General features: G+C 65.8%; 22 protein-coding genes and 2 pseudogenes. 7 read left to right on the forward strand and 17 right to left on the reverse strand.

The window, feature by feature from the left end; genetic code table 11:
- Positions 1-194: 194 nt before the first annotated feature.
- Entirely contained in the window at positions 195-602 is a 408-nt protein-coding gene (locus tag AC1RMY_RS26080) for a type II toxin-antitoxin system VapC family toxin (RefSeq protein ID WP_492869595.1), read from the reverse strand.
- An 18-nt stretch (positions 603-620) separates the two neighbouring features.
- A complete protein-coding gene (locus tag AC1RMY_RS26085) occupies positions 621-1229 on the reverse strand; it encodes a GNAT family N-acetyltransferase (protein ID WP_492869597.1) in 609 nt (202 codons plus the stop codon).
- 153 nt (positions 1230-1382) lie between these two features.
- Here AC1RMY_RS26085 and AC1RMY_RS26090 point away from each other — a divergent pair, with 153 nt between their 5' ends.
- Together AC1RMY_RS26090 and AC1RMY_RS26095 are read left to right on the forward strand one after the other, a co-directional pair.
- Positions 1383-1781, forward strand: a complete 399-nt coding sequence (locus AC1RMY_RS26090; protein ID WP_492869599.1) for a CopG family transcriptional regulator — start codon at positions 1383-1385, stop codon at positions 1779-1781.
- A gap of 17 nt (positions 1782-1798) precedes the next feature.
- Positions 1799-2893, forward strand: coding sequence for an extracellular catalytic domain type 1 short-chain-length polyhydroxyalkanoate depolymerase (locus tag AC1RMY_RS26095; protein ID WP_492869601.1), 1095 nt, complete (start codon positions 1799-1801; stop codon positions 2891-2893).
- 191 nt (positions 2894-3084) lie between these two features.
- Here the strand turns inward: AC1RMY_RS26095 and AC1RMY_RS26100 are convergent, their stop codons facing one another.
- Positions 3085-3915, reverse strand: a complete 831-nt coding sequence (locus tag AC1RMY_RS26100; RefSeq protein ID WP_492869603.1) for an alpha/beta hydrolase — start codon at positions 3913-3915, stop codon at positions 3085-3087.
- Positions 3916-4085: 170 nt separating this feature from the next.
- On the opposite strand from AC1RMY_RS26100, the gene AC1RMY_RS26105 reads away from it, so the two are divergent.
- Positions 4086-4499 (forward strand): DUF2177 family protein, encoded by a 414-nt coding sequence (locus tag AC1RMY_RS26105; protein ID WP_492869605.1) that lies wholly within the window; start codon positions 4086-4088, stop codon positions 4497-4499.
- Between the two features lie 24 nt (positions 4500-4523).
- Here AC1RMY_RS26105 and AC1RMY_RS26110 read toward each other — a convergent pair whose 3' ends face one another.
- The 6 genes from AC1RMY_RS26110 to AC1RMY_RS26135 are packed head-to-tail and all read right to left on the reverse strand — an operon-like array spanning position 4524 to position 8633.
- On the reverse strand, positions 4524-5546 hold the full coding sequence (locus AC1RMY_RS26110; RefSeq protein ID WP_492869606.1) for an SAM-dependent methyltransferase: 1023 nt from the start codon (positions 5544-5546) through the stop codon (positions 4524-4526).
- Positions 5543-6346, reverse strand: coding sequence for a DUF1295 domain-containing protein (locus AC1RMY_RS26115; protein WP_492869608.1), 804 nt, complete (start codon positions 6344-6346; stop codon positions 5543-5545). Before AC1RMY_RS26115 ends, AC1RMY_RS26110 begins: the two co-directional genes overlap by 4 nt.
- Positions 6343-6966: a ChrR family anti-sigma-E factor gene (locus AC1RMY_RS26120; RefSeq protein WP_492869609.1), complete on the reverse strand. Its 624-nt coding sequence runs from the start codon at positions 6964-6966 to the stop codon at positions 6343-6345. The genes AC1RMY_RS26115 and AC1RMY_RS26120 overlap by 4 nt, the downstream gene beginning before the upstream one ends.
- Positions 6963-7583 carry a sigma-70 family RNA polymerase sigma factor gene (locus tag AC1RMY_RS26125; protein ID WP_492869611.1) on the reverse strand — a complete coding sequence of 207 codons (621 nt, stop codon included), beginning with the start codon at positions 7581-7583 and terminating at the stop codon, positions 6963-6965. Before AC1RMY_RS26125 ends, AC1RMY_RS26120 begins: the two co-directional genes overlap by 4 nt.
- A gap of 51 nt (positions 7584-7634) precedes the next feature.
- On the reverse strand, positions 7635-8003 hold the full coding sequence (locus AC1RMY_RS26130) for a DUF2147 domain-containing protein (protein ID WP_492869613.1): 369 nt from the start codon (positions 8001-8003) through the stop codon (positions 7635-7637).
- A gap of 30 nt (positions 8004-8033) precedes the next feature.
- On the reverse strand, positions 8034-8633 hold the full coding sequence (locus tag AC1RMY_RS26135) for a hypothetical protein (RefSeq protein WP_492869614.1): 600 nt from the start codon (positions 8631-8633) through the stop codon (positions 8034-8036).
- Positions 8634-8773: 140 nt separating this feature from the next.
- On the opposite strand from AC1RMY_RS26135, the gene AC1RMY_RS26140 reads away from it, so the two are divergent.
- Genes AC1RMY_RS26140 through AC1RMY_RS26150 form a run of 3 tightly spaced genes read left to right on the forward strand, consistent with a single transcriptional unit; the run spans position 8774 to position 12158 of the window.
- Complete coding sequence (locus AC1RMY_RS26140) at positions 8774-10114, forward strand: NAD(P)/FAD-dependent oxidoreductase (RefSeq protein WP_492869616.1); 1341 nt, start codon at positions 8774-8776, stop codon at positions 10112-10114.
- Complete coding sequence (locus tag AC1RMY_RS26145) at positions 10111-10923, forward strand: DUF1365 domain-containing protein (protein ID WP_492869618.1); 813 nt, start codon at positions 10111-10113, stop codon at positions 10921-10923. Before AC1RMY_RS26140 ends, AC1RMY_RS26145 begins: the two co-directional genes overlap by 4 nt.
- Positions 10920-12158 (forward strand): class I SAM-dependent methyltransferase, encoded by a 1239-nt coding sequence (locus AC1RMY_RS26150; protein ID WP_492869620.1) that lies wholly within the window; start codon positions 10920-10922, stop codon positions 12156-12158. Before AC1RMY_RS26145 ends, AC1RMY_RS26150 begins: the two co-directional genes overlap by 4 nt.
- 324 nt (positions 12159-12482) lie before the next feature.
- On the opposite strand, the gene AC1RMY_RS26155 is transcribed toward AC1RMY_RS26150, so the two are convergent.
- Genes AC1RMY_RS26155 through AC1RMY_RS26180 form a run of 6 tightly spaced genes read right to left on the reverse strand, consistent with a single transcriptional unit; the run spans position 12483 to position 18871 of the window.
- On the reverse strand, positions 12483-13352 hold the full coding sequence (locus AC1RMY_RS26155) for an alpha/beta hydrolase family protein (protein WP_492869622.1): 870 nt from the start codon (positions 13350-13352) through the stop codon (positions 12483-12485).
- Complete coding sequence (locus AC1RMY_RS26160; protein ID WP_492869623.1) at positions 13349-14356, reverse strand: ABC transporter ATP-binding protein; 1008 nt, start codon at positions 14354-14356, stop codon at positions 13349-13351. The genes AC1RMY_RS26155 and AC1RMY_RS26160 overlap by 4 nt, the downstream gene beginning before the upstream one ends.
- Entirely contained in the window at positions 14353-15336 is a 984-nt protein-coding gene (locus AC1RMY_RS26165) for an ABC transporter ATP-binding protein (protein ID WP_492869624.1), read from the reverse strand. Before AC1RMY_RS26165 ends, AC1RMY_RS26160 begins: the two co-directional genes overlap by 4 nt.
- Positions 15333-16241 (reverse strand): ABC transporter permease, encoded by a 909-nt coding sequence (locus AC1RMY_RS26170; RefSeq protein WP_492869626.1) that lies wholly within the window; start codon positions 16239-16241, stop codon positions 15333-15335. The genes AC1RMY_RS26165 and AC1RMY_RS26170 overlap by 4 nt, the downstream gene beginning before the upstream one ends.
- Entirely contained in the window at positions 16238-17215 is a 978-nt protein-coding gene (locus tag AC1RMY_RS26175; RefSeq protein ID WP_492869628.1) for an ABC transporter permease, read from the reverse strand. The genes AC1RMY_RS26170 and AC1RMY_RS26175 overlap by 4 nt, the downstream gene beginning before the upstream one ends.
- 30 nt (positions 17216-17245) lie before the next feature.
- A complete protein-coding gene (locus AC1RMY_RS26180) occupies positions 17246-18871 on the reverse strand; it encodes an ABC transporter substrate-binding protein (protein WP_492869630.1) in 1626 nt (541 codons plus the stop codon).
- A 97-nt stretch (positions 18872-18968) separates the two neighbouring features.
- Between AC1RMY_RS26180 and AC1RMY_RS26185 the strand changes: the two genes are divergently transcribed.
- Complete coding sequence (locus AC1RMY_RS26185) at positions 18969-19841, forward strand: MurR/RpiR family transcriptional regulator (RefSeq protein WP_492869632.1); 873 nt, start codon at positions 18969-18971, stop codon at positions 19839-19841.
- A gap of 399 nt (positions 19842-20240) precedes the next feature.
- On the opposite strand, the pseudogene AC1RMY_RS26190 reads toward AC1RMY_RS26185, so the two are convergent.
- Both AC1RMY_RS26190 and AC1RMY_RS26195 read right to left on the reverse strand, forming a co-directional pair.
- Positions 20241-20894: pseudogene (locus AC1RMY_RS26190) on the reverse strand (ABC transporter permease); the annotation flags it as partial.
- Positions 20895-20954: 60 nt separating this feature from the next.
- A pseudogene (locus AC1RMY_RS26195) lies at positions 20955-21176 on the reverse strand (integrase core domain-containing protein); the annotation flags it as partial.
- Positions 21177-21242 lie beyond the last annotated feature (66 nt).

The raw sequence follows: 21242 nt of genomic DNA on the forward strand, positions 1-21242 counted from the left end.
ATAATGGCTGCGATGATCCAGAAATCCTCCCTTCCCGAAAACCCCTAAATGGTCTCAAGAGCGCTGACGCCGGACACTGATGAGGTCGCAGCGCAGCGCCTCCATAAGATGGCGATGAACAACGGCGGCGAAAACCTCGAACCGTAGTCGCATAACCGTGGAGTTCACGCAGACGACTTTCTTGGTTCCTCCGATCAACTGCCGCTGTCGATCACGTCCTCGATCGATGCAAGGGGTACGACATCCCGGATCGTCAGAGCGAGTTCGTCGTCCAAGGTGACGAACGCGTCCGCTTGCAGCCGGGTCAAGGCGATGTATTCGGCCTGATAGGTGTCGTGCCAATTCAACTGGCTGGCGATATCCCAGGCAGCCCGTTGCAAGACGCGATCCCCGAGCAGTCGGATGTTGAGCGACCGGAGATAGTTCAATTGACGGCGTGCCTCGTCGCGTCCGAACTCGCTCCGTCTCACCGCGGCATACAGAGCCGCTAGTACCTGGGAACGAAGAAGCGTTGGCGCGAGCAGGCTATGTTGCGAAGGGATGGCGACAGACCGCTGCGCCAGTCGCAAAACGACATCGTGGCCGACGACATACCGTGTCATTGCGCCCTCGACATTGGGTTACCGCGACAAGCTAGCCCGCGCCGGTTGCGCCTGACGCAGCATCGGCGTCAGGACCGGCGAGGATCCGATCTGGATGGTGCCGAGAATCTCGAAGCCGTGCCGCTGATAGAGCGGAATGTTCTTTGGGTTTGACGATTCGAGATAGGCCGCGACGCCCTCTAGGTCGCATCGTTCGAGCGCGTGGCGCATCAAAGCGGTGCCGACTCCCTGTCCCTGCCGTGCGGGGTCGGTGCCGATCAACGGCAGGTACCAGTGCGGGACCGTCGGATGATAGCGGCCCATGGCTTCGAAGACCGCATCGACCTCGGACAGGATCGCCAGATCGGCGTTCGTCCGAATGAGGCGTTCGAGTGTCTCCATATCAGGCTCCACGCCGGGCGGCAGCCAAAGCGCCGCGCCGGCGAAGTCCCCGCTCACATAAGCGCTCTCATGATCGTAGGCGGCGGCACCGAACGCGCGGATCAGGTCGGGCATTACGGCGAGATAGGTTTTCGCATCGCGTAAGGACCAACGCGCCATCGGATCGGTTGCAAAAGCGAGGCTGATAACGGCCGAAACAGCCTGCGCCTCATCGTGCAAAGCGGCACGGATTGCTTCGGAGGTCATCAACGGCCCCGGCTGTTGCAGTCAGCTCGACCATACGACAGGTGAGCCCGACCGCGCCATCGTCCTCTGTGCCCGACTGGCTGAACTCTTCAACGGCAGACCTTGAATGTCGCGCACAGGCATCCATATACCATCCACACGGATGGGCATGGGATGGCCATGAGGATTGTCGAAAGCGAAAAGCTCACGATCAATGTTGGCTTCGTCGATCTTGGCAGGATCGATCTGCTCGTTCGGGACGGATTCTATTCGAACCGATCCGACTTTATCCGGACCGCCATTCGCAATCAGCTCGTGACCCATGCCGACGTCGCGACCAACGCGACGAGCCGCCTCTCGCTCGAACTCGGCTTGCGGACCTTCACCCGTTCCGATCTCGAAGCCGTGGCAGCGGCAGGCGAGCGACTGGACATTCGCGTCCTCGGCCTGGCGGTCATCGCTGACGACGTCACGCCCGACCTGGCCCGCGAGACGATCGCCTCGCTCACGGTCCTTGGCGCACTCCATGCCTCTCCTGAGGTCAAGGCCGCGCTGGCGGACCGCCTATCCTAACCCGCAAGGACGAGACGATGACTGTTCGCATCCAGGATGCCGTCGCCGATGCTATGGCGCGCCTCAAGACGTCCGACGTTGCCGGAGCCAGCAGCGCGATCCGCGACGCATTAACCGGCGGTGGCTTTGCTCGCTCCAACTCTCGAGGCGGGGCATCCGGAAATCGTTTCGGCGAACATGCCGAACGAGGGCTGGGCAATGTGCTGAACCTGCTGAAGGCACAACGCAGTGCATTCTCCACTCCAATGGCCCGGCCCAACCGGGCCCCCGCCCAGAACAACCCCCGCTTCACCTGGCGAACGCAGAATACGGCGGAGGGAAGCATGAACTACAAGCTCTACGTCCCGGAGCATCGCCATCCCAAACCCGCTCTCGTCGTTATGCTGCACGGCTGCAAGCAGGATCCGGACGACTTCGCGCGCGGAACGCAAATGAACCGCCTAGCCGAGGAATTCGGCCTGATCGTCGCCTATCCCCATCAACCGCGGACCGCCAACGCCCAGGGATGCTGGAACTGGTTCGATCGCCGCCACCAGTCCGCGGGGGCCGGCGAACCCGCGATACTGGCGGCTTTGGCTCGGACGCTGTCGCGCGAGTTCGGCATCGTCCCAGAGCGCGTCTTCGCTGCCGGTCTGTCCGCCGGAGCGGCGATGGCGGACGTCCTTGCCGAGACGCATCCTAAGGTGTTCTCCAGAGTCGGTCTTCACTCCGGCGTGCCATATCTCGCGGCCCATGACGTGATATCGGCCTACGCCGCAATGAAAGGCGATGGGAAAGGAGGGCGGCGAAGCAGCAATGCGCAAGTCAGCCGGAAGCTGATCATTCACGGAACGGCCGACACCACCGTCCATCCGTCGAACGCCGAAGAGATCTTCGAGAGGATGCGGGGGCGTCATCCCGGATCGTCGATCATCCTCAACGATGAGACGAGCGCGGGACGGAAGACCAGCCGCCAGGTCCTGATCGACGGTGCGGGCGAAACGCTGGCCGAGCACCTACTCATCGAAGGCGCCGGTCATGCCTGGTGCCGCGGCGATTCCAGCGGAAGCTACACCGATCCACTCGGTCCCGATGCCTCCCGGGAGATGGTGACATTCTTCCTCAGGGACTAGACTAGGTCCTCGCCGTCATGGTCGGTCGACGAGCTGAAATATCGCTTGGACACAGCAGGTTGTCGCGTGTCGGCCGAGAGAACCTCGAGGCAGTGCAGCGCCACTAGCAGACATTGATCCGCTGCCCGAAAGCGGACATTTCCGAGTGGGCCGATCCAGGCTGGGGCGTCTCAAATTGGAGTCATGACACATCATTCGCGAAGAGCCGGTCGGGCTTCCTCCCAGAACTCGACCACATCATCGAGAACGGGCGCTCGCCAACTCATAGCGCGCGCGAGCGACGCCGCCGTTCCGGCGTGACCGAGGCCCGGATAGATCTTGAGCGTCGCGGAAGGCGCACCGGCGCGGCGTAACGCAGCGGCGAGCCGCTCGCTGTTGCGGGGCAGGACGGTGGTGTCGGCGGCGCCGGTCGCGAGCAGGATCGGCGGCACGTCCTTGCGTGCGAAATGGATCGGCTGCGTCCGTTCCAGCTTGGGCGCAGAGCCGAATGCCGCTTTGGTCACGTCGATATCCAGAGGCAAAAAGTCATAGGGACCCGAAAGGCCTACCGCCGAGCGAATGACATCGGGGGACAGGCCGGCGCGCGCGAGATAGCTCCAGTCCAGCGTCAGCATCATTGCGTTGTAGGCACCCGCCGAGTGCCCCATGAGGTGAATCCTGCGCGGATCACCGCCGTAACGCGCGACGTTGTCACGGACGAAGCGAAGCGCCGCGGCGCCATCCTCGATGAAGACCGGGAACCTTACCTCCGGCACGAGCCGGTAGTCGGCGATCACGGTGACGAAGCCACGACTGGCCAGGGCGTCGCCGACGAAGGCATAGCTCTCCTTGGCCCCGTTGGCCCATGAGCCGCCATAGATGAAGAAGACGACCGGCTTTCCCGATCTGCCGCCGGGCGGAACATAGATATCCATCGTCTGACGGGGATGGCGGCCATAGGCGACGTCGCGGGCGCCTTCGTTCAGCGCGCCTGGCCGTAGCGCGGCGCAACCGGCGAGGGCCATGCTGGAAAGCGCCGCCATGACAGCGCGCCTGGAAATCGAGATCGTCATAGGCGCCTTTGCGTTGCTGGCCTTTGCGAATGTACGTCGAACAAGGCGCGCTGGATCGTCGGGCGGTGCAAGCTGCTCGGCAAGGTAATCCGGATGGGCGCGCGCTGCGTATCTGCAGGTACCAAGTCCTGGAGGTCGTCATGCGCTTCGTCGCCGGCTACGTCGCCTTTCTCGTCGCCTTCGGCATCTGCGATGCAGTCTGGCTCGGTACGATGACGACCAGGCTCTATCGTCCGGCGCTCGGCGACCTGATAGTCGAACAGGTGCGCTATGTGCCGGCGGCTCTGTTCTATTTCGGCTTTCCGCTCGGCGTGCTGCATTTCGCGGTGATGCCCGCCTTGCGCGAGGGCAACGCCGGTGCGGCGCTCGTCAACGGAGCCCTGATCGGCCTGCTCGCCTATGCCACCTACGATCTGACGAATTACGCAACGCTTCGACCGTGGACGCTGACGATCACGCTCGCCGACATCGTCTACGGCACGGTGGTGGTCAGCTTCTGCAGCTGGATTGCGTACGAGGCCGTGCGGCGCGCGGGCAGCTGGGGCTGGCTCTGATCGCCAGCCGCGGCCCGCGCGCCGTCAGACGGGCCGGAGCCGATAGTGATTGACGCCCCAGGCTTCACCGCCCGAGTGCCCGAAAAGCCCGCTCGTAGCCAGGAAGAACAGGCGCCAGCGCCGGCGCCATAAAGGCGCGTCCTCGCCATAGACCGCGCGCAGGATCGGTTCGAGCGACGGCAGGTTGCGGTCGAAATTCGCCAGCCAATCCTCCGCGGTACGGCGATAATGGTCGCCGCCCCAGCGCCATTCTTCTTCCACTGCGAAGAGATCGGGGAACTGGTGCGCCAGAGCTGCGCTCGGCATGATCCCGCCGGTGAAGAAGTGCTGGGCGATCCAGTCGGCACTCTCGCCGACATCGAAGCGGTAACAACCCTGTACATGGGCGAAGACGTGGATGAACAGGCGCCCGTCCGGCTGCAGCCAGCCATGGACGCGCCCGAGCAGCGCGCGCCAGTTGGCCATGTGTTCGAACATCTCGACCGAGACGACGCGGTCGAAGCGCTCCTCGATGGCGAAGTCGTTCATGTCGGCGGTGATCACGCGTAGATTGCCGAAGCCGCGTTCGCGCGCGAGCGCTTCGATAATGGCGCGCTGCGAGGCCGAGTTCGAGACCGAGACGATCCGTGCCTGCGGGTAGGCTTCCGCCATCCACAGCGAGAGCGAGCCCCAGCCGCAGCCGAGCTCGAGGATCTCCTGCCCGTCGGCGAGGCCGGCATGCTCGGCAGTCAGCGCCAGCGCCGCATTCTCGGCCGTTGCGAGACTGTCGGCCGGGTCGGCGTAATAGCAGCAGGAGTATTTCTGCTTCGGCCCAAGGACCTCCTCGAAAAATGCTGCCGGCACTTCGTAATGCTGGGCATTGGCGGCATCTGTGTGCAGCGCGATCGGGTGATCAGCCATCTCCCGCGCGAAGCTAGCCGCATTGCCTGGCTGGGTTGCGAGCGTGCGCTCCGTTCGTCCCACCAGCGATGCGATGACCATGCGGCTGATCGCATCGGGCACCGGCAAAGCCTCGCCCCAGCTCGAAAGCCTCTGCATGATCGTCATGGCCCGGCTCCTTGTGGCGGCAGCGGGATGAAGGCGCTGGTCCGCACCTGATAGTCGTGATAGGCCGCTCCGTGCTTGGCGAGCATGTGCTCCTCCAGCGGCGGAATGCCGGAGACGCGGACGAGAAGCAGGGTGATCGCGGCGGGCGCGAGCCAGGCGAGCCAGCCTTGCGGGTAAGCGATGGCGGAAGCGATCACGCCATAGGCACACCAGAGCACGGCTTCGAAGAAGTAATTGGGATGCCGCGAGAACGCCCAGAGACCGGTATCGCAGACGCCGCCTCGTCCGGAGCGGGCGAAGGCGCGAAGCTGCCGGTCGGCGATTGCGCCTCCGGCGATGCCGACAAGGAAGATCGCCAGGCCGAGCGCATCCTGCGCCTGGCCCAGCGCCGCCGGATTATGAGCCGCCAGGACGATGCCGATGGCGAGGGGGATGCTCGCGAGCGCCTGCAATTGCAGCAGCCGGGCCATCTTTGCAGGCGCCTGCGGGCCCCAGTCGCGCTTCATCCGCGCATAGCGCGGGTCGTCGGCGATACCCTTGGTACGGCCCGCTATGTGCAGGCCGAGGCGCAGCGCCCAAGCCACGACGAGCGCAGCGACGAAGAGGCGGCGGCCAAGCGGCCCGTCGCCGAACGGTAGGAGTGCGCCCGCGGCACCGGTCACGCCGAGACCGAACGTCCAGACGACGTCGATCCAGCCGGAGTTGCCGGTGCGGCGCTCGATCCGGGTCGCGAACTGCATGGTCGCCGACATCGCGACCGCGATGAACAGCAGCGCCGCGGCGAAGGAGGCCAGGGTCACAGCCGCACCAGCGGTTGCAGCAGCCGGCCGAGCCAGCCCTGGAACAGGACGTTGCCGGTCATGGCGACGAGGCAGGTGCAGCCCTCGATGGGGTCGACACGCGGCGTGTGATGGTGCTCCGCGTCAGCCTCGTCGAAATCGCCGGCGGCATAACGGCCATATTCGTGCTCATAGGCGCCGGACAGGATGGTCGTCCATTCGAAGCCGGTGTGCCTGTGGTGCGGCAGCGCGATCCCGGGACCGGCCCGCAGCATGAAGACCCGCGCCTGTGCTCCAGGCACCTCGATGCGCCGCATCGCGACCCGGATGCCGATCGGCCGCCAGGGCCCGAAGGCGTAGGGACGCAATACATTCGGCATGTCCTGCTCGGCCGGTGGAAGGGCGACGATCGGATTGTCCGCCGGCTTTTGCCCGGATGGATCCGGAGCACCTCTCGCCATCGCAACCGGCTCGATGCGGTCGAGCATGGCGCCCTGGATCGCCTGGGCCTCCTGCACGAGGTGCCGGCTTTCGCTGTTCAGCTCGACATGGGCAGCCACAGCCAGCGCCAGCCCCTCGTCGAGGTGCCCGCCGGCAAAGGCGGCAAGGGTCTCGTCAGATGGGCGATGGACCGTGCTCATCGCAGATCCTCCAGCTTGCCGCGCAGATGCGAAAGCGCCAGGCGCAGCCGCGACTTCACCGTGCCGAGCGGAATCGCCAGGCGTTTCGCCACGTCCTGATGGCTGAACTCCTCCAGGAAGGCGAGCTCGACGACGCGGTACTGGTCGGCGGACAATCCGGTCATCGCTGCCCTGATCCGCGCATCGCGCTCGGCTCCCGAGATGGTCTCGTCAGGCTGTTCAGGTCCGTCTTCATCGAGAATCTCATAAACTTGCGAGAGCCGTGACCGCGCTTCGCGCCGGGCGATGTCGATGCGCCGGTTGCGCGCGATCGTGGCGATCCAGGTCGAGGCGTTCGCCTTGGCAGGATCGAACAGGGCGGCCTTTCGCCAGACCGTGAGCAGCGTCTCCTGCGCGATTTCCTCGGCCAGTTCCGCAGAGGTCCCGCCACGCATCAGCAATCCCTTCACGCGCGGCGCGAAATGGTCGAACAGCTCGGCGAACGCGTCCCGGTCGCCCGAGCGCGCGATCGCGGCAATCAAGGCATTGGCGTCGAACAAAGCGAAGAACCGACCTCCCGGCGCTGCGGCTGACGCCTCGCGCATATCTTCGACGGTCAGGGTGAACGCGGCAACCATGGCGAAGATACGGTGGCACCGCGGCGACGGATCACTGCGCGGGCCTGTCGGCTAGTCGGCCGACTTCCAGCCGACATCGCGGCAGACCAGGCGACCGAGGATACAACCGCGCGTGGTGAGTTCGCCCGGAGCGGTTTTGATGGTCATCGAATAGGACCAGTCCCGCTTGGGATCATAGGCGGTGCCGGAGAAGGAGCCGTCAGCTTGGCGCGACAGGGTCATGATCAGCTTGTCGCCGGCTGCCTCGCCGTTGCTGGTGTCGCTGATCCAGAGATTGGTCGCGCAGATCTTGTCGCCGCACGGAGCGATGCGAACGCGGGCGTTGCCGTCGTCGCGCAGCCAAGTGCCGTCGAGCGTGGTCGAAGCCGCACTCGCGGCCGATGGGGACGCCACGATCAGGGCGAGCAGAAGACGTCTCATGCGATGTCCTTTCCGCAAGTTACGTCTCTTCTACGCTCGCTGTTCGGTTCCGGTTTCCCCGTCTGGCGCGATGTCCGGGCGTCGCTGGGCGAAAAGCCAGCCTATCAGCGCCGTCAGCGACGCCGCGCTCAGGAAGTTCAGGCGCTGCAGGGCGAGATATTCCTGCGGCGTGTAGAGATGCAGCGGAGCCATGACGGCATCGACGGGGAAGAGATAGGCCGCGAAGCTCAGCGCCATGCACCCGGCGGCATAGATGCGCTCGTCGCGGCGAAAGAGCAGCGCCGACAGCATCAGACAGGGGAACAGGAAGGCTTCGACGCCTGAGGCGTTGCCGAAGGCAAAGCGGCAGAGCAGCGTGTTGCCGATCCCGGCGCAGAGCAAAAGGCAGCGCCCGAGCCTGGAATTGCTGCGCATCGCGCGCGGCACCAGCGCGAACAGCGGCGTCGAGAGGAAGGTCAGAAAGGCTGGCGAGATCACCGGCGACACGGCCCAATAAAGATAGAGCGGGTAGAAGGGCTGGTTCGAGACGATCACCAACGCCACGGTGTTGGCGATGGCTTCCCGCGGCCGCGGATGGGCGACATAGGCACCTAGTGCCGCGAACAGACGCTTCAACCGCTTGGCGGGCATTGCCGGACCTTTGTTTGCCTCGTTCTGCTTTACGCGCGGCACGAGCGATCGGCTCACATAGCAGCGGCATTTCCGGGACCGGGCGACAAATCCAAAGAGCAGCCCCCCGCGTATAGCCTTCCGAAAAGCAAGGAATGGCCATGCCGCAGGCTCACGCACACCCGAAGAAAATCGCCGTCATCGGCGCCGGCATCGCCGGGTTGTCGGCGGGGTGGCTGCTGGGACAGGCGCATGACGTCGTGCTGATCGAGGCCGAGCCGAGGCTAGGCGGCCATGCCAACACTGTGCTGGTGCCGGGAGAGGGTGGCGCAGAAACGCCGGTCGATACAGGCTTCATCGTCTACAACGAGAAGACCTATCCGAACTTCGTGGCCCTGCTCGACCATCTCGGCGTCGCGACGCAGCCGACCGAAATGTCCTTCGCCGTCTCGCTCGACGATGGGCGCCTCGAATACAGCGGCACCGGCCTGTCCGGCCTGTTCGCGCAGCCTGGCAATCTCGCCAACCCGCGCTTCTGGGCCATGCTCCGGGGCCTCGTCCGCTTCTACCGCGACGCCACTCGCGACGCCCTGACAGGAAGCGCCGCGGCGATGACGCTCGGCGAATATCTGGCTGCCGGCGGCTATGGCGCCGCGTTTCGGGACGATCACCTCCTGCCGATGGCGGCGGCGATCTGGTCGGCTCCCTGCTCGGAGATCCTGTCCTATCCTGCCCAGGCCTTCCTCCGCTTCCATCATAATCACGGCCTGCTGCAACTGACCGACCGCCCGCTCTGGCGCACCGTCACTGGCGGCAGCGCGGTCTATGTCGAGCGGCTGCGCAGCCGGTTTCGCGGCGGCGTCCGGCTCGGCACGCCGGCGCGGCAGGTCAGGCGCTCGCCGAACGAGGTGCTGGTTGCGGGCGACGGCTGGAGCGAGCGCTTCGACCAGGTCGTCTTCGCTACCCATGCCGACCAGACGCTGGCGATGCTGGCTGATCCCGACCCGCTCGAAGCGGCCGCGCTGGGCGCCTTTCGTTACAGCCGGAATCGCGCCCTGCTGCATGGCGACGAGGCCTTGATGCCGCGTCGCCGCCGCGCCTGGGCGAGCTGGAACCATCTCGGCGAGCGCGCCCGGCCGGATGCCGCCTGCGCGGTCACCTATTGGATGAACCTCCTGCAGGATCTGCCCAGGCAGCGGCCATTCTTCGTCACGCTCAACCCGCCCGAGACGCTGCGCGCCGAGACCATCCTGCGGGAAGAGGTCTACGAGCATCCGATCTTCGACCGGGCCGCGCTCGCAGCCCAGGAGCATCTGTGGGCGCTGCAGGGTGCGAGGCGAAGCTGGTTCTGCGGCGCCTATTTCGGCTCGGGTTTTCACGAGGACGGGCTGCAGTCGGGGCTCGCCGTCGCCGAGGCGCTCGGCGACGTCCGGCGTCCCTGGAACGTAATCGACGAATCCGGCCGGATCCCGCTCCCAGCTCGGCGCGAGCTGGCGGCATGACGCGCAGCACGACCTGGCATTCCGCGCTCTATGTCGGCCGCGTCCGCCACAGCCGGTTCCGGCCGAAGCCGCATGCGCTGGCCTATCGCGTCTTCTGGATGCTGCTCGATCTCGACGAGATCGAAGCCCTGGCCCAGCGATCGCGCCTGTTCTCCCGCAACCGCTTCAACCTCTACGCCTTCCGGGATGCCGACTACGGCGACCGCAGCGGCAGGCCGTTGAAGGACCAGGTTGCGGAAGCGCTGGCGGCGGCGGGCATCGGCTGGGATGACGGCGCAGTGCGGCTGCTGACCATGCCGCGCATCCTCGGCTACGCCTTCAATCCGGTCAGCATCTACTTCTGCTATGGCCGGGATGGCGGCCTGCGGGCCACTGTCTACGAGGTACACAACACCTTCGGCGAGATCCACAGTTATGTCGCACCGGTCGGCGGGCAGGCGCGTCCCGTGCGGCAGGAGGCGGAAAAGCGCTTCCATGTCTCGCCCTTCATGAGCCTTGCCATGCGCTACGCCTTTCAGGTCGAGCCGCCTGGCGAGCGCGTCGCGGTCGTGATCGACGGGCATGACGCCGAGGGCAGGCTGATCGCCGCCTCCCTCAGCGGCGAACGCCGCACGCTCGACGACCCGGCGCTGCTGCGCCTGCTGGCGACCCACCCGCTGCTGACCTTGAAGGTCACCGCCGCCATCCACTGGCACGCGCTGCGTCTGCTGGCGAAGCGCATGCGCTGGTGGACGCATCCTGCTCCGCCCGAGCATCGGTTCAGCACCGGCCGGGCGGCTCCTCTTCCGAAGGAATCGACGCAGCCATGAGGCTTCCCGACACCGAACGCCAGGCATCGATGGCCGACTCGTCGCTCTCGCTGCGGGGCGGCATCGGCCTCTCCCGCTGGTTCCTGCGACGGCTGCTCTCGCAGATCGTCGTCGGCAGGCTGAGCATCGTCACCCCCGAAGGCGAGCAGCTTTGGAGTGGGTCCGCCGGTCCCGGCCCGCAGGCGGCGATCGTCCTGAAGAACTGGCGCACCATGCGTCGGCTGATGCTCGACGGCGATATCGGCCTGGCCGAGGCCTACCGCGACGGCGATTTCACGACGCCCGACCTGACGGCGCTGATCGAACTCGGGGCGCGTAACGATGCGACGCTCCGCCGGCTCGTCTCCGGCACCTGGCCGGCGCGCCTGCTCAATCGGCTGCGGCACTCGCGCAACGCCAACAGCCGGGCCGGCAGTCGCCGCAACATCACCGCCCATTACGACCTCGGCAACGACTTCTACCGGTACTGGCTTGACGCAGGCATGACCTACTCGTCCGCCCTCTACGAGGCACCGACGGACACGCTCGAGGCCGCGCAGGATCGCAAGCTCGACAGGATCGTCGGGATGCTCGCGCTCTCGGGCGGCGAGCGGGTTCTCGATATCGGCTGCGGCTGGGGCGCCCTGGCCGAGCGCCTGGCCCGCGAGGGCTGCCTTGTCACGGCGATCACACTTTCCCCGGCGCAGCTCGACTACGCGCAAAGGCGGATCGCCGAAGCCGGGCTGGCGGACCGGGTCGATCTTCGCCTGCAGGATTATCGCGACGTTGTCAGCCAGTTTGATCGCATCGTCTCGATCGAGATGATCGAGGCGGTGGGACGCGACTACTGGCCGACCTATTTTGCCGCCTTGAGCCGCTCGCTGACGGCCCGTGGTCATGCGGTGCTGCAGGCGATCACCATCGACGACGCTCTGTTCGAGCCCTACCAGCAAAGTACGGACTTCATCCAGCGCTTCATCTTCCCCGGGGGCTGTCTGCCTTCGGTTCCCGCACTGGTCGGCGCGGCGCAGGCGGCGGGGCTCGTCGAGATCGAGCGCGTCGGGTTCGGCTCGAGCTACGCCTGGACCTTGAAGCAGTGGCGCGGGCGCTTCTTGGAGAACTGGCCGCAGATCGCTCCGCAAGGCTTCGACGAGCAGTTCCGCAAGCTATGGGAATTCTATCTATGCTATTGTGAGGCCGGTTTCCGGGCGGGCACGATCGACGTCAGTCTGATCGCCCTTGGCGGGCGACGGTAGAATTCTGAAGTGCTTGACTTCTTGTGCTTGGCGCTAACTGCGGCTCGGCTACGAGGCGCTGAGGCGAACTGCCGGAAAGAGGACCTTGCCTGGGTCAGTTAAGGGCCACAATACGTCCACTGCTCGTCAGGGCGAAACGCGCCAGAAGCTGTCCTTCGCCCTCTGCCCCGAAGCGGACATCTGGCATAATTGGCATCCGGCTTCGATTAAATCCGAAGCTCCCGGGTAGTCCGCCTCGTTGCAGACGGCGTCGACTCTTCAGTCGGATCCTCCGGCTACAATAGGCGGCCGATCCAACGATTTTCGCGAGAGGCGCTGCAGACGTCAGGCCACCGCCGCCTGGGGCTTCAGTTCATCGACTCGCGGAATGCGACCTTCGAACCAGTACGCGGCGGCGGCTCGCGACATCGCAGCTCCGTCATGACCGACTCCAGGCACGGTGATCAGCGACCAGTTGCAGGGAAGGCCGCGCCGCGCCGCTTCCGCTCTGGCGAAGTCGAGCATGAAATGCGCCCGGGCATAGCGCATCGGCCCCTGCCCCAGCGCCTCCGCTTGCGCCGGCAAGCTGGGATCGCTGGTGACGATGTCCTGGTCGCCGGCGAAGATCACCATCGGCCAGGCCAGCCAGCGCGCGAGCTCCGCCTCGCCGAAACTGAGCCCGCCGAGTCCTTCCGGAAAACGCCGCTCCAGCGTCGGCAGCGTGTACCAGCCGGAATTGGCGGCGAAGGCGACCTCGTAGGGCGTTTCGGCCTGTGTCGCCAGCAGACGGTGGACGAACTGGCCGCCGGCGGAATGGCCGAACAGCTTGACCTTGTCGCGTGTTGTCACGCCAGCCTTGCGCAGCGCCGTCAGCACACGGACGGGGATAGCATAGAGCCAGTCTCCGGAGGCGGCGATCCCGCCGCCTTCGCCGACGACGAGGCCGTTATTGTAGCCTTCGGCCTTGGGAAAGTGCGCGTTGCCGAACGTCGGGGCGACGATCAAGAGGTTGTGCTTCTCGGCAGCGTCGATCCAGAAGTCGCGATAGTCGTCGCCATTACGCAGCATGCCGTGCTGGACGAAGACGAGTTCGTCCTCCGGGCGATGCCGCGCCGGACGGTAGAAATTGACCTCCAGCGGCCGCTCCGGATGGCGGGCGTCGACGAAGGGCAGGGTGCTGCGGCCTTGCGGCGGATCGAGAACGAGCGTGGTCATGCGGCCTTCGGTATCTTGTGCAGGTGGCAGGCGGCGCTGCGGCCGGGCGCGATTTCCGTGAGCTCCGGGCGGACCTCGCGGCAGACCGCCATGACGTGCTCGCAGCGCGGGTGGAAGGGGCAGCCGGAAGGCGGCGACAGCGGCGAGGGCAATTCGCCCTTGAGCGGCTGGAAGCTGCTCTTGCGCCGTGCCGCCGACGGGATCGCCTTGATCAAAGCGGCGCTATAGGGATGCGCCGGCTCGGCGAAGATCGCGGTCGCGCTGCCGATCTCTACGGTACGGCCGAGATACATGATCGCGACGCGGTCGCTGATATGGCGGACGAGGCCGAGGTCATGACTGACGAAGAGATAAGTCAGGCCGTGCCGCTCGCGCACATCCATGAACAGGTTGATCACCTGCGCCTGGATCGAGACGTCGAGCGCCGAGACCGGCTCGTCGCAGACGAGGAAATCGGGCTTCACCGCCAGCGCGCGGGCGATGCCGATGCGCTGGCGCTGGCCGCCGGAGAACTGGTGCGGGTAGCGCTCGCGATAAGCCAGGTCGAGTCCGACCTCGCTCAGCGCCCGGTCGACAGCGCCGTCGATCTCGGCCTTCGGCACCAGCTTGTGGACCGAAAGCGCCTCGCCGACGATGCGGCTCACCCGCATGCGCGGGTCGAGCGAGGCATAGGGGTCCTGGAAGATCATCTGCACCTTCAGCAGATAATCGAGCCGGTCCTTGCCCTTCAGCGCCGCGGCTGAGCGACCCTTGTAGACGACCTCGCCCTCGGTCGGCGGCAGGATGCCGGTGGCGATGCGTGCCAGGGTCGACTTGCCGCAGCCGGATTCGCCGACGAGGCCGAGCACCTCGCCCTTGCGGACGCTGAGATTGACGCCGTCAACCGCCTTCAGCGTCGAGGGCGGCGCATGCTTGCCGATCGCGGTCAGGATACGCTCGGCCATGTTGGCCTTGCCGCGGAAATATTTGCGGACGCCGCGCAGCTCGAACAGGGTCTCGCTCATGCCGCCACCTGATCCGGCACGGGGTTGTGGCAGCGCAAGGTGCGGCCGTCATGGGCCTGCGGCTGCGGATCGCTCTCGGCGCAGACCGGCAAGGCCCGCTCGCAGCGCGGCCGGAAAGGGCAACCGGAGGGCCGCGAGTCGATGCGCGGCGCCATGCCGTCGATCTGGCGCAGGCGCTCGCCCGGCTCGACCATGGTGGCGGAGGAGTTGAGCAGGCCGAGCGTATAGGGATGGCGCGGCCGGTCGAGTACGATCTCGACATCGCCGATCTCGACGATGCGGCCGGCATACATCACGGCCACCCGGTCGGCGAGTTCGGCGACGACGGCGAGATCATGAGTGATCCAGATCACCGCGGCGCCGCTCTCGCGCGAAAGCTTCTGCACCTCGTAGAGGATCTGCGCCTGGATGGTGACGTCGAGCGCGGTGGTCGGCTCGTCGGCGATGATCAGGTCGGGATCGTTCAGGAGGGCCGTCGCGATCGCGACGCGCTGGCGCATGCCGCCGGAGAATTCGTGCGGGTACTGCTTCAGGCGCGCCTCCGGCGAGGAGATGCCGACACGCGTCAGCGCCTTGGCAGCCTTTTCGAGCGCCTCCTGCCGGCTGCAGGCGCGATGCTCGAGGATCGCCTCGCTCATCTGCTCGCCGATGCTGAGCACCGGGTTCAGCGTCATCAGCGGATCCTGGAAGATCATCGCGATCCGGTCGCCGCGCAATTGGCGCAGGCGCTCCTGCGACGCGGCGCGCAGATCGTCGCCGTCGAACAGGACTTCGCCGGCGACGACCTCGCCCGGCGGATCGATCAATTGCACCAGCGAGAAGCCGGTCACCGACTTGCCCGAGCCGGATTCGCCTACGAGGCCGAGCACCTCGCCCTTGGCGACGCTGAAATCGACGCCGTCGACCGCCGGCCAGGCGCCGTCCTGCGCATGGAACACGGTCTTGAGGCCGCGCACGGAAAGGAGATGGGTCTCGCTCATGCGCGCACGTTGAAGCTGCGGCGCAGGCGATCGCCGACGAGATTGAGCGACATGATCAGGAGCACGAGCGCGATGCCGGGGAAGACGGCGATCCAGTATTCGCCGGAGAGCAGGAACTCGAAGCCGTTGGCGATGAGCAGGCCGAGCGAGGGCTGCGTCACCGGCACGCCGACGCCGAGGAAGGAGAGCGTCGCTTCCAGCGTGATCGCCGAGGCGATGCTGATGCTGGCTACGACGAGCACTGAACCGACCGAGTTCGGCAGGAGATGCGCCAGCATGATGTGGCGGGTCGGCAGGCCGAAATTGACGGCCGCCTCGATGTATTCCTTGCGCCGCTCGACCAGCGCCGCCGCCCGCATCAGGCGGGCATATTGCGCCCATTGCACCAGCACGATGGCGAGGATGACCTTGTCGACGCCGCGCCCGATCGAGGCGAGCAGCACCAGCGCGACCAGGATCGAGGGGAAGCCGAGCATGAAGTCGACGACGCGCATGATGACGGCGTCGACCACGCCGCCGAACTGCGCCGCGGCGAGCCCGGCGAGGATGCCGATCGAGAGCGCGCCGATGGTCGAGGCCAGGCCGACGAGCAGGCTGGTGCGCAGCCCGTAGAGGATGGCACTCACCATGTCGCGGCCCTGCGCGTCGCTGCCGAGCCAGAAGGTGAAGCCGCTCATGCCCTGCTCGCCCGGCGCCAGGCGGTTGTCCATCACGCTGAGCGAGCCGAGGTCATGCGGGTTCTGCGGCGTGATGAATGGAGCCAGCAGAGCGAGCGCCACCATGATCCCCAGCAGGATCGCGGCGCCGCGCGTGGTCGGGCGATTGCGCAGATGGCGCAGCACGTTTTCGCGCAAGGGCGTGTCGGCCTTGATGGGGCCGGCGAGGCGCGGAGTGTCGAGGCTCATGCCTGTTCTCCGGCAAGCTTCACCCGCGGGTCGAGTGCGGCATAGAGCACGTCGACCAGGAAGTTGACGGTGACGAAGAGCAGCGTCGCCAGGAGGACGTAGGCGACGACCACCGGCCGGTCGAGCTGGTAGACCGAGTCGATCAGCAGCTTGCCCATGCCGGGCCAGGCGAAGACGGTCTCGGTGATCGTGGAGAAGGCGACGAGGCTGCCGAACTCGACGCCGACCACGGTGACCACCGGGATCAGGATGTTGCGCAGGATGTGCCGGTTGACGATGCGCTTGGGGCGCACGCCCTTGGCGCGGGCGTATTTGACGTAGTCGAGGGTCATCGTCTCGGTGGTGCCGGCGGCGACGAGCCGGATGATCAGGGCAAGGTTCGGGATCGCGAGGTTGAGCGCGGGCAGGGCGATGTGCTGCAGCCCGTCGAGCGTCAGCAGGCTGGTCTGGACACCGAGAACCGAGACCGTCTCGCCGCGGCCCGCGGTCGGCAGCCAGCCGAGCCAGACGGCGAAGAGCAGGATCAGCATCATGCCCTTCCAGAAGCTCGGCAGCGAAAAGCCGAGCACGGTGCTGGCCATGACGATCCGGGCGCTCCGGCTGTCGGGGTTCAGGCCCGCCCTCAGCCCGAGCGGGATGGCGGCGGCGAGCGCCAGCGTCATCGCCAGCAGCACCAGTTCGAAGGTCGCCGGCAGCCGCGCCAGGATCAGCTGCAGCGCCGGGACGCCATGCACGAAGGAGCGGCCGAGATCGCCCTTCAGCGCATTGGCCATGAAGGTCAGGTATTGCTGCCAGACCGGCAGATCGAGGCCGAGGCGACGGATCAACGCCTCGCGCTCGGCCGCACTGGCCGAGGGCGAGACCAGGAGCTCGATCGGGTCTCCGATGCCATAGACGGCAAGGAAGACCACGATCGAGACCGCGAGCAGCACGAGCAGGCTCTGGATCAGCCGCTGCAGGACGAAGGCGGTCATGCGCCGAACCTCGGTGAGGTGATCGCCGGCTTACTTCGCCGGCTTCACCGACATGGCGAGCATGAACTGGTCGGCGCGGCCGGTGACTGCGAGCTCGGCCTTGTGAGCCCAGATGCCGCTTTCGAAATGGAGGGGGATGAAGGCGCCGTCGTCAAGGACCAGCTTCATCGCCTGCTGCAGCAGTTCGGCGCGCTTCTTGTCGTCGAGCGTCGAGACCGCGGCGCGGATCACCTTGTCGAACTCGTCGTTCTTGTAGCCGCCATAGTTCGAGCCGCCGAGGGTCTTGGCCTCGTTCGGGGTCGGCGGCCACTGGCGCAGGAAGGAGGCGGCCTCGCCGGTCGCCGAGCCCCAGCCGCCGATCGCGACGCTGAATTCCTTCTTGGCGCGGCGCGGGAAGTAGATCGCGCGCGTCATCGCGTCGACTTCGGTCTTGATGCCGATCTGGGTCAGGTATTGCGCGACCGCCTGGGTGATCTGGCTGTCGTTGATGTAGCGGTCGTTCGTCGACGACAGCGTCAGCTGGAAGCCGTTCGGATAACCCGCTTCGGCCAGCAGCTTCTTGGCGGCGGCGGGATCGTAAGCGAGCTTGGGCGGGTTTGGCAGCGTGCCGAACATCCCGGTCGGAAGATACTGGTAGGCCGGCTCGGCCGCGCCATCCATGATGCGCTTGACGATCGCCTCGCGGTCGATGGCGAGCGACATCGCCTTGCGCACGCGGGCGTCCTTCAGCGGATTCTTGCCATCGGGCGCCTTGACGAAGGGGCTCTCGTCGCGGGCGACGTCGAGTTGGAAATAGACCACGCGGGTCGAGGGCGTGATGACCGAGCCGAAGCGCTTGTCGCTCTTGATCCGGCCAAGGTCGCGGGCCGCTGGGTTCTCGATCACGTCGTAGTCGCCGGCGAGCAGGCCGGCGAGGCGCGGGCCGGCATTGGTCACCGGCAGGAATCGCACGGTTGCCCAGGGCTCGGCCGCCCCCCAATAGCTCGGGTTGCGCTCCAGCTCGATCGCTGAGCCGCGGACATAGGATTTCAACTTGTAGGGACCGGTTCCGATCGCCATCGAGCCGTCGTTGAAATTGTTGACCGCCGGCCAGGCGCCGGTGACGCCGCAGTTCTTCTCGATATCGTAGCTGATGGCGCCGTGCTGCACGATCGAGGCGGAGAGGATCGGCAGCCCCGAGAGCAGGGTCGGCAGCAGCGGCTCCGGCTCCTTGGTCTCGATCACCAGCGTGCCGGCATCCGGCGTCTCGACCTTGGCGAAATTGCCGGTGATGTCGGCGAAGGAATCGGAGACCTTGGTCTCGTTCTTCAGCGTGCGGCAGAAGGTGAAGACCACGTCCTGCGCGCCGAAGGGCTGGCCGTTGGTGAACTTGACGCCCTGGCGCAGCTTGAAGGTCCAGCGGTTCTTGCCGTCATTCTCCCACGAGGTGGCGAGGCCGGGCTGGAGCGCCTGCTTCTCGTCCTGGCGCACGAGACTGTCGAAGATGTGCTGGGCGAGAGCGTTGTTGGGGGTGAGGTCGTGATAATGCGGGTCGACCGCGGTCGGCTCGGAGGCTAGCGCGATGCGCAGGGTCTGCGCCATGGCAGGAACGCTGAGCACACTCGCGCTGAGCATGCTGGCGCCGAGCAGAAGGGTGATGAATGCGCGCTGACGCATCGGTCGGTCTCCGTTCCCGTAGCTGATGGTTTTGACAGCTTTATTTTCACGCGGTAGCAAACATGAAAATGATCCGACGTCAATCACCGGGAGAGCCATGTCACGCGCCCTGAAGCCGACGACGGATCTCGCCAATCGCATCGCCCGGATCTACCCCTCGCTGAGCGAGGGCCATCGCAAGGCGGCCGATTTCGTGCTGCAGAGCCCGCTCGATTCGGCGACGGTGACGATCGAGGGCTTGGCCGAGAAGAGCGGCACCTCGACCGCGACCGTGACCCGCTTCGTCCGGGCGCTGGGCTACCGCAATTATGGCGATTTCCGCGCGGCGCTGTCGACGGCGCTCAAAGTCGCGCTCGCGCCGGTCGAGGGGCTCGCCGATGCGCGTGCCGCTGCCGGCTCGGTCTTCGCCACCATGGCGACGACGTTGAAGGGCGAGGCCGCCAATCTCGACGAGGCGATCGCGACGCTGGAGGAGGAGACGGTCAACCGCGCCATCGGCCTGATGCTGAAGGCGCGCCGGATCTTCATCGTCGGCTCCGGCGCCAGCCACTATGTCGGGGCCTTCCTCGAGGATGGGCTGGCGCTCTACCTCGACGCCGAGGTCGTCTTCGCCTCCTCGCGCGGCGGGCCCGAGCGCGCCGTCCGCCATATGCTCTCGGCCAGTCCGCAGGACGTGGTCATCGCGATCTCGCTGCCGCGTTACTCGCGCGCGACGCTGGAGCTCGCCAAGTTCGCCAAGAAACGCGGCGCGATCCTGGTCGCCCTGACCGACGGGCCATCATCGCCGCTTGTGCCGCTGGCCGACATGACCTTCTTCGCCCCGGCCCGCAACAGCTTCCTGCCGAACTCTCCGACCGCGGCTTTCGCCGTGGCCGACGCGCTGATCACCACGCTGGCGCGCGAGCGCCCAGACGCGGTCGAGGCGCTGAAGGGGCTGAGCGAGAGCCTGCTCTGGACCTTCCACTACTAGCTTGAGGCCGACGCCTGCCATTGGTCCAACCTTCCCTCGGCGCCACAATCGCGCGCAGAAAGAGTCATGAGCGTTCCCTCGATCAGGGTGTGGGCCCGCTAATCGCGGCATAGAGCTGCAATCGAGTTCACACTATGCCTCCATTCTCACCAGCCTGCGTCTTCGATCGCTCCGTTTCCCCGATCCACTCGCAACCGTTGCGGTTGCCGCCGATGCGGTTGATTTTGATCGCTAAGGCGGCAGTAGGAGCGATCCTTGGCGCGGGCGGTTTGATGCTGGGCTTCTCGAGCTCTCGCGCTGCCGCATTCGCGGAAGACGCCTTCCCTCTGCATCTTTCGTTTGAGCACGCGAAGCGCCTGTCGACGATATCCGCTCTTCAGATTTCGCGAGTCTGCACTTTCAGCCGCTGAAAATAACGCGGCGGAAGCGGTACAACGCGATACCGAAAAAGATGCTCCCAATAGCGGTCGTCGCAACGATCTCGGGCCAGACGATGGAAGCATCGGCGCCTCGGTAAAGCACATTCTGGGCAAAAACGACGAAGTGCGGCGTAGGGCTGATGACCAGCATGATGTACTTCAGCCAGATTGGCATGCTTTCCAGCGGTGTCGTGCTGCCGGAAAGAAGCATCATCACCAGCAACACCGGGATCGACAGGAGGCATAACTGGGCCATAGTGGAAGCGATGGTGCCGAGAGCGATGCCAAGCGCTGCGACCGTGAACACATAGAAGCACGAGCCGGCTAAAAATAGCAGGATCGATCCCGTAATCGGTACCTGCAGCCACCACTGCACCACAAGCAGCAGTGACAGTCCCGCGGCAGCCACGATGACAATGCCGTTCGCTAAGATCTTCGACAGCATGATCTCGATAGGTACGACCGGCATCACGAGCAGGTGCTCGACCGTACCCTGCTCGCGCTCGCGAATGAGCGCCGCGCCAGAGAGCATAACGGTGATCATGGTTAGGTTACTGATGATCTGCATCACCGAGGTGAACCAGCTCGATTTCAGATTTGAATTGAACTTCACCTGAGTGACGATCTTGATCGGAAGGTTGGTGAACCCTTCACGTGAACCGCCCCGGGTTTCCCGGAGGCCATTTCGTTTGAGTCACGCCGCCATAGCTGGCTCGTCCAGCATCGCGTAATAGCGTTCCTCGGCCTCGGCCGGCGGGATGTTGCCGATAGGCTCCAGCAGCCGGCGATTGTTGAACCAGTCGACCCAGGCCAGCGTGGCGAACTCGACGGCCTCGAAGCTCCGCCAAGGTCCGCGCCGGTGGATCAGCTCCGCCTTGTAGAGGCCGTTGATCGTCTCGGCGAGAGCGTTATGGGATGGACGCCTCCCGCTCCGCGCCCTTCATTGGGGGCTTTTGTTGAGCAGGAGGTCGGGACATGCAGA

Source organism: Allobosea sp. GW822-FHT03F07 (assembly GCF_058801345.1).

Coding starts and splice junctions, on each gene's coding strand:
- AC1RMY_RS26080 (WP_492869595.1), bottom strand. CDS start 602: ATGACACGGTATGTCGTCGGCCACGATGTCGTTTTGCGACTGGCGCAG.
- AC1RMY_RS26085 (WP_492869597.1), bottom strand. CDS start 1,229: ATGACCTCCGAAGCAATCCGTGCCGCTTTGCACGATGAGGCGCAGGCT.
- AC1RMY_RS26090 (WP_492869599.1), top strand. CDS start 1,383: ATGGCCATGAGGATTGTCGAAAGCGAAAAGCTCACGATCAATGTTGGC.
- AC1RMY_RS26095 (WP_492869601.1), top strand. CDS start 1,799: ATGACTGTTCGCATCCAGGATGCCGTCGCCGATGCTATGGCGCGCCTC.
- AC1RMY_RS26100 (WP_492869603.1), bottom strand. CDS start 3,915: ATGGCGGCGCTTTCCAGCATGGCCCTCGCCGGTTGCGCCGCGCTACGG.
- AC1RMY_RS26105 (WP_492869605.1), top strand. CDS start 4,086: ATGCGCTTCGTCGCCGGCTACGTCGCCTTTCTCGTCGCCTTCGGCATC.
- AC1RMY_RS26110 (WP_492869606.1), bottom strand. CDS start 5,546: ATGACGATCATGCAGAGGCTTTCGAGCTGGGGCGAGGCTTTGCCGGTG.
- AC1RMY_RS26120 (WP_492869609.1), bottom strand. CDS start 6,966: ATGAGCACGGTCCATCGCCCATCTGACGAGACCCTTGCCGCCTTTGCC.
- AC1RMY_RS26125 (WP_492869611.1), bottom strand. CDS start 7,583: ATGGTTGCCGCGTTCACCCTGACCGTCGAAGATATGCGCGAGGCGTCA.
- AC1RMY_RS26130 (WP_492869613.1), bottom strand. CDS start 8,003: ATGAGACGTCTTCTGCTCGCCCTGATCGTGGCGTCCCCATCGGCCGCG.
- AC1RMY_RS26135 (WP_492869614.1), bottom strand. CDS start 8,633: ATGCCCGCCAAGCGGTTGAAGCGTCTGTTCGCGGCACTAGGTGCCTAT.
- AC1RMY_RS26140 (WP_492869616.1), top strand. CDS start 8,774: ATGCCGCAGGCTCACGCACACCCGAAGAAAATCGCCGTCATCGGCGCC.
- AC1RMY_RS26145 (WP_492869618.1), top strand. CDS start 10,111: ATGACGCGCAGCACGACCTGGCATTCCGCGCTCTATGTCGGCCGCGTC.
- AC1RMY_RS26150 (WP_492869620.1), top strand. CDS start 10,920: ATGAGGCTTCCCGACACCGAACGCCAGGCATCGATGGCCGACTCGTCG.
- AC1RMY_RS26155 (WP_492869622.1), bottom strand. CDS start 13,352: ATGACCACGCTCGTTCTCGATCCGCCGCAAGGCCGCAGCACCCTGCCC.
- AC1RMY_RS26160 (WP_492869623.1), bottom strand. CDS start 14,356: ATGAGCGAGACCCTGTTCGAGCTGCGCGGCGTCCGCAAATATTTCCGC.
- AC1RMY_RS26165 (WP_492869624.1), bottom strand. CDS start 15,336: ATGAGCGAGACCCATCTCCTTTCCGTGCGCGGCCTCAAGACCGTGTTC.
- AC1RMY_RS26170 (WP_492869626.1), bottom strand. CDS start 16,241: ATGAGCCTCGACACTCCGCGCCTCGCCGGCCCCATCAAGGCCGACACG.
- AC1RMY_RS26175 (WP_492869628.1), bottom strand. CDS start 17,215: ATGACCGCCTTCGTCCTGCAGCGGCTGATCCAGAGCCTGCTCGTGCTG.
- AC1RMY_RS26180 (WP_492869630.1), bottom strand. CDS start 18,871: ATGCGTCAGCGCGCATTCATCACCCTTCTGCTCGGCGCCAGCATGCTC.
- AC1RMY_RS26185 (WP_492869632.1), top strand. CDS start 18,969: ATGTCACGCGCCCTGAAGCCGACGACGGATCTCGCCAATCGCATCGCC.